Source organism: Streptosporangium canum (assembly GCF_900113865.1).
In the GTDB taxonomy this organism is placed as follows: Bacteria; Actinomycetota; Actinomycetes; order Streptosporangiales; family Streptosporangiaceae; genus Streptosporangium; species Streptosporangium canum.
Window position 1 is genome coordinate 31,174 of the sequence record NZ_FOQY01000025.1, and the last position, 14,332, is coordinate 45,505.

Sequence of the window (14,332 nt, forward strand, 5' to 3'; positions counted from 1 at the left end):
GGGCGGCCCCCCGCGCTCCGGCGTCTGTCCGCCGAGGAGCGCGCAGGCCGCCGGACCCTAGTCGACCTCGGCGCTGCCGTTCACGCGGAGCTTGCGGCGGGCGCGCTCGTAGAAGCTCGTGGTGCCGAGCCGGACGACCCAGGCGGCGGCGCGCACCGCGGTGACGGTGAGCCGGTCCCCGGGCGACAGATGGGCGCCGATCGCCCCGTCCACCTCCATGGCCAGCCGCCCGCTCGTCGGCAGCACCTCAAGGTCGACCTTCTCGTCGGCGGAGAGCACCAGGGCCCGGTTGAACGCCGAGTGGGCCGCCGCCGGCACGACGAGGAACCCCTCGACCGTCGGCGACACGATCGGGCCACCCGCGGAGAAGCTGTAGGCGGTCGACCCCGTGGAGGTCGCCACGATGACGGCGTCGGCCGCGTAGCGGACGAAGGGGTGGCCCTCCACCGAGATCGCCACCGCGGACAGCCCGTCACCGGGGGTGCGGACCAGGGCGACGTCGTTGAAGGCGGTCACCGTCCTCCCCCCGCCGAAGGCCGCCCGCACCGCCATGCGGGGCTCGACCGTGTACTGGTGGCTGTCGATGGCCGACAGCGCGAAGGGCAGGTCCTCGACGTCGATCTCGGCGAGGAAGCCCAGCTTGCCGAGGTTCACGCCGAGGATGGGGGTGGGCCGTCCGGCGATGAGCCGCATGGTGCGCAGCATGGTGCCGTCACCGCCAAGGCTGACGAGCAGGTCGGCCCGGTCCACCAGGGTGTCGGTGTCGACTGACACCGCGCTGCAGTCGATGCGCCCGACCTCGTCGGGCAGGCCGAGGACGGTCACGCCGTGGGCGCGAGCCCACTCCACGATCGTGTCGATGGCGACCTTCGAGTCGCGTTGCGGGTGCAGCACCAGGCCCACCGTTTCGACCATGCCCATGCCGTCACTGTACGGCGCGCCGGACCCCCGGCGATCCGGCGCCGGCCGGCGGGAACCCCGCGGGCCGGCGCCGTGACGTCCGCCGGGCGGGGAGCGCCCGTCCCGGAGCCGCGGCCTCAGCTCTGACGTTCCCGCTTCATCCGGGCCTCGTAGAGATGGCGGCGGCCACCGGCCAGCTGATCCCTGATCCGTTTCTCGAGGCCGGTGAAAAAGCGGTAGTAGCCGTCGTCGTACTCCTCCATGATCTGGAAGGTCCACCGGTCGGGCAGCACGTCGCGGCCGATCAGCTCGTCGGCCACGACGTCGGCCAGGTCGGGGTGGCCCGCGGCGCGCAGCAGTTCCACGACCCGGTCGAGCTGCAGGTCGGCATGGCCGGTGAGCTGGTGGAAGGAGTAGAGATGGCCACGGGCCCGTTCGGTCGTCTCCAGGGCCTCGGAGAGCCTGCCCAGCGCTTCGACGGTCGTGTCGTCGATGTCGGGAGGCGGGGAACCGGCCGGCCGTTCGTCGATGGTCACGAGGTCTCCTCTCAACGGTCCCCGCCGGTCTGGGGCAGGGCAGGGTGACGGGCCCGACGGTCGGGGGCGGGCGGCCTCCGTCCCGTCCCGACGGGCCCTGGCTCGCCGCCGCGGCCCTTACGTCCTGAGCTGCGGGAACATTTCCCTACCCGCGCGGTGGGAGGTGAATCGCCGGGGCCCGCGCCGGAACCGGGGCGTGGCCAGGGTGATCCGGCGGTCGGGCGGGCCCGGCGCGGCGGGCGGGGGGACGGCCCCCGGCGTCACGCTCGGTCCCGCATGTGTCACGCCCTTCTCCACGGGCATACGTTCGACAGCCGAGTATTGGGAGCGTGGAGCATGACAGTTACCGGCATCATCACCGCCATCGTCATCGGAGCGATCATCGGCGCCCTGGGGCGTCTGGTCGTGCCGGGGCGGCAGAGCATCCCGATCTGGCTCACCATCGTGATCGGTATCGTCGCGGCCCTCATCGGCACGGCGATCGCCGGCGCGCTGGGAGTGGCCAACACCGGAGGGATCGACTGGATCGAGCTGATCATCCAGGTCGTCCTGGCCGCCGTGGGCGTCATCCTGGCGGTCAGCATGTACAGCAGGCGCGGAGTCCGCTAGCCGATCGGAGGCCTCCGGCGGACATCCGGTCCGCCGGCACGGGCGTCGACCCTCTCGCGGTGGCCTCGGCCCGGGACCTCCCGGCCGGGGCCACCGCCGTACGGTCCGGCCCCGGCGAGGCGCCGGGAAGGCGGCCGGTCCGTACGGCGGCGAGGTCGCCGCGGTCCGCCCCGGCGGTGCGCCGGTGGCGAGGGGCCCGCGGGACCGGCGCGCAGGACGCGCCCGACGGAGGGCACACGACCGACGACGTCCTCCACGACGGGTCCCCGCCCGTGCGCGGGCTGTGACCGGCGGGTTAGCGTGGGGGACACGGCTGTGCGCGCGGGCCGGAGCGGCTCCGGGCGCCGGGGGAAGGGCGAGGTGACGTCCGTGTCATCACATCGCGGCGTGGGCGGGGCCACCGACGGGAGCCCCCGGTGAGCGTCGCCGTGGGCCTTCTGGCCGTCCTGCTGCTGACCCTGGCCACCGGCTACTTCGTCGCCCAGGAGTTCGCCTACGTCACCGCCGACCGGCTGGCCCTGTCCCAGCAGGCGGCGGCGGGGGACAGGAAGGCCGCACGCGCGGTCAAGGTGATGGGGCGGCTGTCGTTCATGCTCTCGGGCGCCCAGCTCGGCATCACCGTCACCGCGCTGGTCGTCGGCTTCATCGCCAAGCCCGCGCTGGCCGAGCTGATCGCTCCCGCGCTGCGGGCGGCCGCCGTGCCCGAGGTGGCGGTCGGCGGCATCGCCCTGGCGCTGGGCCTCGTCGTCGCCACCGTGGTGCAGATGGTGCTGGGCGAGCTGGCCCCGAAGAACCTGGCGCTGGCCAGGCCCGAACCGCTGGCCCGGGCGCTGTCCTCCTCCACGCTGGTCTACCTGACGGTCGCCGGGCCGATCATCCGGCTGTTCGACTCCGCGGCCAACCGGCTGGTGCGCGCGGTGGGCATCGAGCCGGTGGAGGAGCTGCGCCACGGCGCGACGCTGGAGGAGCTCGGGCACATCATCGGCGAGTCCGAGGCCTACGGGCACCTGCCCGGCGACCAGGCCGACCTGCTGGAGCGGGCGCTGGCCTTCTCCGACCACACCGCCGAGGAGGTCATGGTCCCCCGCGTGGACGTCGTCACCGTCAGCGGCTCCGCCTGGATCCCGGACCTGGACGAGCTGATCGCCCGGCACGGCCACACCCACTATCCGGTCCTGGGCGACAGCCTGGACGACGTGATCGGGATCGCGGGCCTGCGCGAGCTCGTCCCGATCCCGGTGGACAAGGCGTCGCGGACCCGGGTGGCGGACATCGCGAGGGAGGTCCTGGTCGTGCCCTTCTCGGCGTCGCTGCCGGATCTCGTGGCCCAGATGCGCGCCCGCCACGAGGAGGTCGCCTGCGTGGTCGACGAGTACGGCGGGCTGGCCGGGCTGGTCACCTGGGAGGACGTCGCCGAGGAGCTCGTCGGCGAGATCGCCGACGAGAACGACCTCGACGTGCCCGCGGTCGAGCGGCGCGGCGACGGATGGGAGGCCGACGCCGGTCTCCGCATCGACGAGCTGGCCCTGGCCACCGGCGTCGAGCTCCCCGACGAGGACGACTACGACACCCTCGGCGGCCTGGTCCTGCAGCGGCTGGGACGCTTCGCCGTACCCGGTGACGTGGTCACCGTCGAGCCGGTCCCGTCCATGGACGCCGACGCGCCCACCCACGTCGAGATCGAGGTGCTCACCATCGACCGGCACGTTCCCGGACGGGTCGGGCTCCGCCCGGTCCGCCGTGCCGGGGAGAGCGGGCAGGGGGCGTCGTGAACCTGCCCACCGGTCTGGTCCTGACCGTCGCGCTGCTGGCCGGCAACGGGTTCTTCGTCGCCGCGGAGTTCGCGCTGGTCGCGGCCAGACGCCACCGGCTGGAGAAGGCCGCCGCGCACGGTGACCGTGCCGCCGCCGCGGCCCTGAAGGGCATCAGGGAGCTGTCGCTGATGCTCGCCGGCGCGCAACTCGGCATCACCCTGTGCTCGCTCGGCCTGGGGGTGGTCTCCGAACCGCTCATCGCCGGCAGCCTCGCCCCCCTCTTCGACGACCTCGGCCTGCCTGGCGCCGCCGCGCACGCGGTCGCCTTCGTCATCGCGCTGGGCATCGTGACGTTCCTGCACATGGTGTTCGGCGAGATGGCCCCCAAGTCCTGGGCCATCACCCACCCGGAGCGCTCGGCCACGATCCTGGCGCTGCCGTTCCGCGCCTTCACCATGGCCGTCCGGCCGGTCCTGAAGACGCTCAACGGGGTCAGCGACCTGCTGCTGCGCATGGTCGGCGTGCGGCCCCGCGGGGAGACGGCCACCCCGCGCACCCCCGAGCAGCTCCAGCATCTGGTGGAGGAGTCGCGGCGGCTGGGCCTCATCGACACCGATGACCACGTCGTGCTCACCCAGGCGCTGAACGCCCCCAGCGCCCCGATCACCCGGCTGGTCACCCCGAGGGAGGCCATCGTCGGGGTGTCCGCCGGGGCGGAGCCCCAGGACGTGATCGACACCTCCGCCCGGGCAGGCCGCACCCGCCTGGTCGTGTGGGACGGTGATCGCCCGGCCGGCGTCGTCCACGTCCGTGACGCCTACCTGGCCCGCAGACGTGGCCTGCGGGCCCACGCGGGTGATCTCCTCCACCTGATGCCGGAGCTCGCGGCGACGAGCTCGATCGCGGACGCGGTCGCCCGGCTGCGCGCCGCCCACAGCCAGCTCGCGCTCGTGCGCGCCGCGGACGGCACCCTGGCCGGGCTGGTCAGCCTGGACGACCTGCTGACCACCCTGCTCGCCCCGGCCTAATGGCGGACCCGTCCGGTGGCGGTCCTCCATGGGCCGATCGGCTCCGTGGATCCGTGGAGAAGACGGATCGCCAAGCGAGGCGGCAGACCAGTCGAGACCTGCGATCACCGACAAAAAGCGACATTTAATTCTAATCTGACATTTCGCAATAATGGCGATACCGGCTTTTGACCTGATTATATTTAATGCTTGACAGGCTATTTAATTGAACTCCAAAATTAGTCCTGTTCGCGATGGCGGTCTGCATCCGAATTTTCATGCCGGAATTGGGGAAGTACGGCGATCTGACGACGGTCAACCCGATGACTTCCCATTTCCTGGTTCAAACCCTCAGTTTCTCCCTTTCGACACGAGTGCGAACAGGTGGTGTGTTGTGACGGAGTTCGACGCCGGCAGGACGCAGTTGAGTCTCGGTACGGCCGCGGCGCGCAATCTCGCGACGACGACCAAGACAGTGCCGCAGATGCAGGAGATCTCCTCGCGGTGGCTGCTGCGGATGCTGCCGTGGGTGCAGGTGTCGGGTGGCACCTACCGGGTGAACCGGCGGCTGAGCTACACCATCGGCGACGGGCGGGTGAGCTTCACCACCGTGGGATCAGAGGTAAAGGTGGTCCCGGCAGAGCTGTGCGAGCTGCCCACGCTGCGCCACTTCGACGACTCCGAGGTTCTGGAGGCGCTCGGTGAGCGGTTCGCGCAGCGGGAGTTCTCGCCCGGAGAGGTGCTGGTGGAGGCGGGCCGGCCGGCCGACGAGGTCGTGCTCATCGCGCACGGCAAGCTCAACAAGGTCGGCACCGGGCCCTACGGCGACCAGGTCGTCCTGGGAGTGCTGGCCGGTGGCGACCACTTCGGCGACGAGGCGCTGGCGGGGCCGCAGGGCGACTGGGAGTTCACGGTCAAGGCGGTCACCGCGGGGACGGCGATGATCCTGCCCCGGCAGGCGTTCCAGGAGCTGACCGACCAGTCCGAGTCGCTCCAGGCCCACCTGCGCCGGGTGCAGGCCGGTCCGAAGGGCCCGCAGAACAAGTACGGCGAGGCGGCCATCGAGACGGCGGCCGGGCACGCGGGCGAGCCGGACCTCCCGGGGACGTTCGTCGACTACGAGCTCGCTCCCCGCGAGTACGAACTGAGCGTGGCGCAGACCGTGCTGCGCGTGCACAGCCGGGTGGCCGATCTCTACAACGACCCGATGGACCAGATCGAGCAGCAGCTCCGGCTGACGATCGAGGCGCTGCGCGAGCGGCAGGAGCACGAGCTGGTCAACAACCGCGAGTTCGGGCTGTTGCACAACGCCGACCTCAAGCAGCGGATCCACACCCGGACCGGGCCGCCCACCCCCGACGACCTCGACGAGCTGCTCAGCCGCCGGCGGAACACGCAGTTCATCCTCGCCCACCCGCACGCCATCGCCGCCTTCGGCCGGGAGTGCAACCGCCGCGGGCTCTACCCCATCGGCATCGACGTCGGCGGGAACACGGTCCCCGCCTGGCGCGGTGTCCCGATCTTCTCCTGCAACAAGATCCCCATCACCGACACCCGCACCACGTCGATCCTCGCCATGCGGACCGGGGAGGACAACCAGGGAGTCGTCGGCCTGCACCAGACGGGCATCCCAGACGAATACCAGCCCAGCCTGTCCGTCCGTTTCATGGGCATCAGCGAGAAGGCGATCATCTCCTACCTGGTCAGCGCCTACTTCTCCGCCGCCGTGCTGGTCCCCGACGCGCTCGGCATCCTCGAAGACGTCGAACTCGGTCACTGAGGGCGCGGGCACATGCGGCCCCGCGCACTCACCGGCTTCCGCATGCCGTACCCGGCACGGCTGAATCCCCGGCTGGACGGCACGCGCGCGCCCGTCAAGGGATGGCCGCACGGGAGGGGAACTCCCGGATCCGGGGCCCGCCGCCGGGCGCCCTGCCGATGAGTACGGGTCCCGCCATCGAAACCGGCTGGGATCGGGATGTGCCGTGACGGGACCCGAGACCGTCAGGGCACGCCCGGATCCGGGTACGGCCGCCGCACACGATCTTGCGCTGGGGCCGGGACGGCGGCCCGGCCCCAGCGCGCCCGGCGTCATCGGAGACGCCGGGCCCGGCCACAGAGCGAGGAGACGGAACATGACCGCGGTTGAGGTGACGGCCGAGGGACGATCGGTGCGGGAGGTGCTGGCCTGGAGCCGCGACCTGGTCGAGTCCGCACTGCGTCCGGCGGCCGACACGCTGCCCCCGTCGATGCGGCGCATCGCCGGCTACCACTTCGGCTGGTGGGACGAGCACGGCCGGCCGGCCGGGGCGGACGGCGGCAAGGCGATCCGTCCCGCCCTGGTCCTGCTGGCGGCCGAGGCCGTGGGGGGAGGCGCCGCCGCGGCGTTGCCCGCGGCGGTCGCCGTCGAGCTGGCGCACAACTTCTCTCTTCTGCACGACGACGTGATGGACGGTGACAGGACCCGGCGCCACCGTCCCACGGCCTGGACCGTCTTCGGCGTCAGCCCCGCGATCCTGGCCGGCGACGCCCTGCTGACACTGGCCTTCGACGTGCTCGCCGCGGGCGGGCACCCGGCCACCCCGCGGGCGACGCGGATCTTCAGCGCCGCGATCCAGGAACTGCTGGAGGGCCAGCACACGGACGTCGCCTTCGAGCGGCGCCAGGACGTCGAGCTCGCCGAGTGCCTGAGCATGGCGGCGGGCAAGACGGGCGCCCTGCTGGGGTGCGCCTGCGCGCTCGGCGCGCTGTTCGGCGGCGGCAGCCTGGCACAGGTCGAGCATCTGCACGCCTTCGGCAGGGATCTGGGACTGGCGTTCCAGTTCGTCGACGATCTCCTGGGCATCTGGGGAGACCCGGAGGTGACCGGCAAGCCGGTCTACTCGGATCTGCGCAGCCGTAAGAAGTCCCTTCCGGTCGTGGCCGCGCTCACCTCCGCGACGGCGGCCGGGCGGGAGCTGGCCGGGCTGTACCACGGCGAACACCCCCTGTCCGACGCCGATCTGGTCCACGCCGCCGGGCTCGTCGACGCCGTGGGCGGGCGCGCCTGGAGTCAGGCGCAGGCCGACGAGCTGCTGACGCGGGCGCTGGGCCACCTGCGGTCGGCCGGGACGATCCCGGGCTCGGTCGCCGAGCTGGGCGCGCTCGCCCGCCTCGTCACCCGCCGCGACCACTGAACGGCGTGGAGCCCGGCCGGTCGCCCGTCACCGCCCGGCCGGCTCCGGGGAGCAGAGATCCGGTAGGCGCGGATCACCGTCCGCCCGGCCGTCACGGCTTCCGGAAGGCGGCGGTCTTCGGGGAGCGGGCAGGCCGGTCCCCGGGAGAGGGGAGCGGTGCCAGGCGAAGACTCTTCGGGAGAGGGAGAACGGTGCCAGGCGGAGGTCCTTCGGGAGAGGGAGCGCGGCGTCAGATGAAGGCGCCCACGCCGGTGATCGCGCGGCCCACGATCAGGCTGTTGATCTCGCGGGTGCCCTCGTAGGAGTAGATGGCCTCGGAGTCGGCCACGAACCGGCCCATGCCGTAGTCGAGCACGATCCCGTTGCCGCCCATGATCTCCCGGCCCCAGCCCACCGCCTCGCGCATCCGCACGGTGCAGAAGGCCTTGGCCATGGCCGAGTGCTCGTCCTTGTAGACGCCCGCGTCCTGGAGCTGGGCCAGCCGCACCACCATGCCCAGGGAGCAGGTCACGTTCCCCAGCATCCGCACCAGCAGGTCCTGCACGAGCTGGAAGCCCGCGATCGGCCGCCCGAACTGCTCACGGTCCTTGGCGTACTTCAGCGCCAGCTCGTAGGCGCCCATCATGCAGCCCACCGCCTGCCAGGCCACCCCGCCCCGCGTCTGCCGCAGGATCGCCGCGGTGTCGCGGAAGCCGCCGGCGTTCGGCAGCCGGTTCTCCTCCCGCACCAGGCAGTTCGTCAGCGTGATGTCGGCGTTCTGGACCGTCCGCAGTGCGATCTTGTTCTCGATCTTCGTGGCGGAGAACCCGGGAGTGCCCTTCTCCACCACGAACCCCTTGACCTGGCCGTCGGCCTCGTCCTTGGCCCACACCACGACCAGGTCGGCGAAGGTGGCGTTGCCGATCCACCTCTTGGCCCCGTTGAGCACCCACACGTCGCCCTCGCGCCGGGCCGTGGTGCGCAGCCCCGCCGCGACGTCGGACCCGCCTTCGGGCTCGGTCAGGGCGAACGCCCCGATCTTCTCCATCGCGGCCATCGGCGGCAGCCACCGCTCCCGCTGCTCGTCGGAGCCCAGCCGGTCGATGCTCCCCATCGCCAGCCCGTTGTGCACGCCGAAGAACGTTCCCATCGAGGGATCCACCCGGTTCATCTCCAGCACCAGGAACCCGGTCAGCAGGCTCCGCGCCCCCCGGTACGGCAGGCCGGCGATGTCCAGTTTCGCGAACTCGGGGATGAGGTGGTGGGGGAAACGGGCGTTGGTCCACTCCTCGTCCGCGATGGGGGCGACCTCCCGGGCCATGAACTCCCGCACCCGCAGCACGATCTCCTTCTCGTCCTTCTCCAGAAGCTCGAAGTAGTCGTAGAAATCGCCCGTCATCATCGTCTCAGTCCCCCTCAGGTCCGTGTGCCCGCTCACCTGCCCAGGGATCGGGGGATCAAGCAGTGACCCCCCTCACAGGCCGGCCGTGCCACGCCGGCGCCGGTCCGGGGCGGACATCAGGCCTTCCTGCCCACGCCGCCCATGATGAGCGCCCGCGAGGGGTCGTCGTAGCGCGGGTGTCCCTCCGGCCGCCACTCGGGCAGCCAGACGAGCCCCGGATCCACCAGCTCGAACCCGTCGAACAGTTCGAGGATCTCCCGCCGTGAGCGGAGGACGAGCGGCGAGTTGGCCCGCTCGTAGACCTTGGTGCCCCTGGCCACGGCATCGGCCCGGGAGTCGCGGGTCCCGTGGGAGAGGACCAGGTAGCTGCCGGACGGCACGGCGTCCCGCAGCGTGGCGATGACGCGCCGGGGGTCGTCGGACTCGGTGATGAAGTGCATGACCGCCACGAGCAGCACGGCGATGGGCTTGGAGAAGTCGAGATGGTCATGTATCTCGGGGGATTTGAGGATCTCCTCCGGCTGCCGCAGGTCGCCTGAGGTGACCATGACCTCGTCCCTGCTTCCGCGCAGGAGCGCTCTGGCGTGCACGAGGACGATCGGGTCGTTGTCGACGTAGGCGACGCGCGCGTCCGGTGCGATCCGGTGAGCCACCTCGTGGACGTTGTCCCGGGTGGGCAGCCCGGTGCCGATGTCCAGGAACTGCTCGATCCCCGTCTCCGCCATGAACCTGACGGCCCGGCCGAGGAAGGCGCGGTTCTCCCGGGCGGCCATGCGCAGCTCGGGGGCGACCGAGAGGATCTCCTCGGCCGCGGCGCGGTCGGCGGCGAAGTTGTCCTTGCCGCCGAGATAGTAGTCGTACAGCCTGGCGACGCTCGGAGTGTTGACGTCGACCCCCCGCCGTAACCACTCTTCTTCCGCCATGTTCCTCCTCGCCTGAACAATCGCGAAGATCCTTCTATCGAGAGTAATGCCCTATCTGTCGGCGTAGGCGGAGTTTTTTGCGGAAGAACGCCGGAAGCCCAGGTCGCCCTGGGCTTCCGCGTCATCGAGATGTGCCTGCCGGGGCAGGCGTCGTCCGTGGGGGACTACCGGCGCCAGACCCGGATCCGGTCGGACCGGCTGGTGCTGTCTTCGAGCCTGTCGTCGCCGTCGAAGACCGCGCGGTACTCACCGCTCTTGGAGGCGCGGGCCTTGGCCCGGAACGAACCCTTCCACCCGGTGTCGGCGGAGGTCACCCACTTCCAGGCGCTGGAGCCGCGGGGACGGAAGTAGATCTCGACCTCCTCGCCCTTCACGCCTCGCCACTCGTGACCCCTGCTGACCTGGAGGCGGCCGGTGAAGTAGACCCAGCGGCCCTTGCGGACCGACTCCGGGTTCGCGTAGAACCCGGTCAGCCGGGTGTCGGCCTTCTCCTGCTCCTCGTGCTTGACGGAGAAGTTGACCTGGTCGGTCACCTTCTTGCCGTCCTTGTCATAGGCCTCGGCGATCGCCAGCCAGCGGCCCTCGAAGTCGTCCTCGTCGAAGCTCGTGCTGAAGCGCCACAGGTCGCCCTCGTGGATGATCCTGGGCTCGCGCACGTCCAGCGCCCGGAACTCGTCGGAGACCGGCTTGAGGCGGAGCTCGACGCGGGTCGCCTCGGTGGTGCGGACCTCGATCGTGACCCTCGTGTCCTCGCCCTCCTGGACGACGACCGGGTTCGGGTTCACGCTGTCGATGCGCACGCTGAGAGCGGTGCGCTCGGCGGAAGCCGTACCGGCGGACAGGAGGAGCGAGCCGCCTACAGCTGCGGACAGTAGGCCGACGGCGATTCGTTTCATCAAGACGTTTTCCTTCTCCCCGTTGTGAGAAGCGGTCGGGGGTGATCGCTTCTGTCTCTATAAGACGGGTCCGGTGGAAGAAATGTTGTCTGAAGTCTCAGAAAAAGGCTGGATAAAATTTCTGTAAAGTAACGCTTTGCTGTGAGTCCGCAGGTCGCGCCGGTGCCGGGGCGGTGTTCCGCCGTTTGATCTTGACATGGAAGCTGTCCGTTTTGTCGGGAATACGGGTGGCGCTGGAGTCCGGCTTCCGGACTTCGGAAGCCGGACGGCCGGGTCCGGTGGGAGGGAGGGGGCCCCGCCGCCGGATACCGTTTCCCCATGAGTGCCACCATCGTCGCCAAAGATCTCGCCGCAGGACACGGCGACCGCGCGCTGTTCTCCGGCCTGGACCTGGTCGTCGCCCCCGGCGATGTGATCGGCCTGGTCGGGATGAACGGGGCGGGCAAGTCCACCCTGATGCGGATCATGGCCGGACTGCTGCCCCCGGAGCACGGTGCCGTACGGCTCAGCCCGCCCTCGGCGGCGGTCGGCTATCTGCCGCAGGAGCGGGAGCGCCGGGCGGACGAGACGGTCGCGGCCTTCCTGGCCAGGCGGACCGGGGTGGCCGACGCCCAGCGCGAGCTGGACGCCGCGACCGAGGGCCTGGTCGAGGGCCGCCCCGGCGCCGACGACGCCTACGCCGCCGGTCTGGAGAAGTGGCTGGCCCTGGGCGGAGCCGACCTGGAGGACCGCGCCGAGGAGGTCGTCGCCGAGCTCGGCCTGGCGGTGGACCTGGACCGGCCGATGACGGCGCTCTCCGGCGGCCAGGCGGCGCGGGCGGGAATGGCCTCCCTGCTGCTCAGCCGCTACGACGTCTTCCTGCTGGACGAGCCCACCAACGACCTCGACCTGGAGGGCCTGGAGCGGCTGGAGCGCTTCGTCGTCGGCCTGCGCGCCGGGACGGTCCTGGTCAGCCATGACCGCGAGTTCCTCGCCAGGACGGCCAACCGGGTCGTCGAGCTGGACCTCGTCCAGCAGCGGATCGGGATCTACGGCGGCGGCTACGAGGCCTACCTCGCCGAGCGCGAGGTGGCCCGGCAGCACGCCCGCGACGAGTACGAGGAGTACGCCGGCACCGTCGCCTCGCTCAAGCAGCGGGCCGGGATGCAGCGGGCCTGGATGGAGAAGGGCGTCAAGAACGCGCGGCGCAAGGCGGGCGACAACGACAAGATCGGCCGGAACTTCCGCACCGAGGCGACCGAGAAGCAGGCCGCCAAGGCCCGCCAGACCGAGCGGATGATCGAGCGGCTGGAGGAGGTCGAGGAGCCACGCAAGGAGTGGGAGCTCCGGATGGAGATCGCCGTCGCCCCGCGGGCGGGGGCGGTCGTCGCCACCCTGCGCGGAGCGGTCGTCCGGCGCGGCGGCTTCACCCTCGGCCCGGCGGACCTGCAGATCGGCTGGGCCGAACGGGTGGCGATCACCGGGGCCAACGGCTCGGGCAAGTCCACGCTCCTGGCCGCGCTCCTGGGTCGGCTCCCGCTGGATGAGGGGAACGCCTCGCTCGGCTCCGGGGTGGTCGTCGGCGAGGTGGACCAGGCCCGCGGGCTGTTCCTCGGCGGCGAACCGCTGCTGGACGCCTTTGGCGCTGCCGCGCCGGACATGACCCCCGCCGACGTGCGCACGCTGCTCGCCAAGTTCGGGCTGCGCGCGGCGCACGTGCTGCGCCCGGCCGCGACCCTGTCACCGGGGGAGCGGACCCGGGCCGCGCTCGCACTGCTCCAGGCCCGGGGGGTGAACCTCCTCGTCCTCGACGAGCCGACCAACCACCTGGACCTGACGGCCATCGAGCAGCTGGAGTCCGCGCTCGTCTCCTATCCCGGCACGCTCCTGCTGGTCACCCACGACCGGCGGATGCTGGACGCCGTGCACACCACCAGGCACATCCACGTCGACGCCGGGCGGATCGCGGAGATCTAGAGGCGGCCTCCACGACCCCGGCACCCCGCGACCTCCCCGGACGGCGGAGGCCGCGGCGGCCGGCCGGAGGCGGTGTGGCGCGGAGTGTTCCCGCGGTGCCGGGAGGGCAGGAGTCGCAGGGAAATATGCGAGAACTTTCGCAAAGATCCGCAAATATTTGCGTCTAATGTCGTATGGTTTCGTCATGACGCGACGGCTTGCAGAGGTGGCCAAGAAGGTCGGCATGAGCGAGGCGACGGTGAGTCGCGTGCTCAACGGCAAACCCGGGGTGTCCGAGGCGACGCGGGAGGCCGTGCTCACGGCCCTCGACGTGCTCGGCTACGAGCGGCCGACGCAGCTGCGCGGTGACCGGGCGAGGCTGGTGGGGCTCGTCCTGCCGGAGCTGCAGAATCCGATCTTCCCGGCGTTCGCCGAGGTGGTCGGGGGAGCGCTGGCCCAGCAGGGGTTCACCTCGGTGCTGTGCACCAGGACGCTGGGCGGGGTCTCCGAGGCCGAGTACGTCGACCTGCTCCTGCAGCAGCAGGTGTCGGGCGTGGTGTTCGCCGGAGGTCTGTTCGCCCAGGCCGACGCCTCCCACAGCCACTATGAGCTGCTGCTGGAGCGCCGGCTGCCGACCGTGCTGGTCAACGCCGCGGTGGAGCATCTCGCCTTCCCCCAGGTCTCCTGCGACGACGTGGTGGCCGCCGAGATGGCACTGGGGCACCTGCGCTCGCTGGGGCACGAGCGGATCGGCATGGTGCTCGGCCCGCCGGACCACGTGCCCTCGCGGCGCAAGCTGCAGGCGGCCGGCCTGGCCCCGGAGTTCGTCGAGCACACCATGTTCTCCCTTGAGGGCGGGCACGCGGCGGCGACCCGGTTGATACGGCGGGGCGTGACCGGCGTCATCTGCGCCAGCGACGTCATGGCGCTGGGCGCGATCCGGGCGGCGCGCCGGGCGGGGCTGTCGGTGCCCGACGACATCTCGGTGATCGGCTACGACGACTCCGCCCTGATGAACTGCACCGACCCGCCGCTGACCACCCTGCGCCAGCCGATCGACGCGATGGGCCGCGCGGTCGTCGACCTGCTGGCGGCCCAGATCGACAAGGCCCTGGTCCCGGCCGACGAGCTGCTCTTCGAGCCCGAACTGGTGGTCAGGGCCTCGACGGGACCGGTCAAACGCTGAGGACCCCCGGCGGGACCGGGTCAAGCGCC

The 14,332-nt window shown here is 71.4% G+C and carries 12 protein-coding genes; 7 read left to right on the forward strand and 5 right to left on the reverse strand.

Annotated features, from left to right (window positions below):
* Nucleotides 1–57 precede the first annotated feature (57 nt).
* A complete protein-coding gene (locus BM085_RS29515) occupies nt 58–921 on the reverse strand; it encodes an NAD(+)/NADH kinase (protein ID WP_245789767.1) in 864 nt (287 codons plus the stop codon).
* 116 nt (nt 922–1,037) lie between these two features.
* Entirely contained in the window at nt 1,038–1,436 is a 399-nt protein-coding gene (locus BM085_RS29520; protein ID WP_093890149.1) for a hypothetical protein, read from the reverse strand.
* Nucleotides 1,437–1,772: 336 nt separating this feature from the next.
* Here BM085_RS29520 and BM085_RS29525 point away from each other — a divergent pair, with 336 nt between their 5' ends.
* The 5 genes from BM085_RS29525 to BM085_RS29545 all read left to right on the forward strand — a co-directional run bounded on the left by BM085_RS29525 (nt 1,773) and on the right by BM085_RS29545 (nt 7,982).
* Nucleotides 1,773–2,045: a GlsB/YeaQ/YmgE family stress response membrane protein gene (locus BM085_RS29525; RefSeq protein WP_031166517.1), complete on the forward strand. Its 273-nt coding sequence runs from the start codon at nt 1,773–1,775 to the stop codon at nt 2,043–2,045.
* Nucleotides 2,046–2,461: 416 nt separating this feature from the next.
* The gene (locus BM085_RS29530) at nt 2,462–3,817 is read left to right on the forward strand and encodes a hemolysin family protein (RefSeq protein WP_093890150.1); all 1,356 of its coding nucleotides are present in this window, start codon (nt 2,462–2,464) and stop codon (nt 3,815–3,817) included.
* Nucleotides 3,814–4,827 carry a hemolysin family protein gene (locus BM085_RS29535; RefSeq protein ID WP_093890151.1) on the forward strand — a complete coding sequence of 338 codons (1,014 nt, stop codon included), beginning with the start codon at nt 3,814–3,816 and terminating at the stop codon, nt 4,825–4,827. Before BM085_RS29530 ends, BM085_RS29535 begins: the two co-directional genes overlap by 4 nt.
* Nucleotides 4,828–5,200: 373 nt before the next feature.
* Entirely contained in the window at nt 5,201–6,586 is a 1,386-nt protein-coding gene (locus tag BM085_RS29540; RefSeq protein ID WP_093890152.1) for a family 2B encapsulin nanocompartment shell protein, read from the forward strand.
* A gap of 355 nt (nt 6,587–6,941) precedes the next feature.
* Entirely contained in the window at nt 6,942–7,982 is a 1,041-nt protein-coding gene (locus BM085_RS29545) for a family 2 encapsulin nanocompartment cargo protein polyprenyl transferase (protein ID WP_093890153.1), read from the forward strand.
* Nucleotides 7,983–8,211: 229 nt separating this feature from the next.
* Here the strand turns inward: BM085_RS29545 and BM085_RS29550 are convergent, their stop codons facing one another.
* The 3 genes from BM085_RS29550 to BM085_RS29560 all read right to left on the reverse strand — a co-directional run bounded on the left by BM085_RS29550 (nt 8,212) and on the right by BM085_RS29560 (nt 11,182).
* Nucleotides 8,212–9,363, reverse strand: coding sequence for an acyl-CoA dehydrogenase family protein (locus BM085_RS29550; RefSeq protein WP_245789768.1), 1,152 nt, complete (start codon nt 9,361–9,363; stop codon nt 8,212–8,214).
* A gap of 116 nt (nt 9,364–9,479) precedes the next feature.
* Nucleotides 9,480–10,286, reverse strand: coding sequence for an SAM-dependent methyltransferase (locus tag BM085_RS29555; protein WP_093890155.1), 807 nt, complete (start codon nt 10,284–10,286; stop codon nt 9,480–9,482).
* A gap of 164 nt (nt 10,287–10,450) precedes the next feature.
* On the reverse strand, nt 10,451–11,182 hold the full coding sequence (locus tag BM085_RS29560; RefSeq protein WP_093890156.1) for a PH domain-containing protein: 732 nt from the start codon (nt 11,180–11,182) through the stop codon (nt 10,451–10,453).
* Between the two features lie 318 nt (nt 11,183–11,500).
* Here BM085_RS29560 and BM085_RS29565 point away from each other — a divergent pair, with 318 nt between their 5' ends.
* Nucleotides 11,501–13,138 (forward strand): ABC-F family ATP-binding cassette domain-containing protein, encoded by a 1,638-nt coding sequence (locus BM085_RS29565; protein WP_093890157.1) that lies wholly within the window; start codon nt 11,501–11,503, stop codon nt 13,136–13,138.
* A gap of 184 nt (nt 13,139–13,322) precedes the next feature.
* The gene (locus tag BM085_RS29570; RefSeq protein WP_093890209.1) at nt 13,323–14,303 is read left to right on the forward strand and encodes a LacI family DNA-binding transcriptional regulator; all 981 of its coding nucleotides are present in this window, start codon (nt 13,323–13,325) and stop codon (nt 14,301–14,303) included.
* Nucleotides 14,304–14,332: the final 29 nt, after the last annotated feature.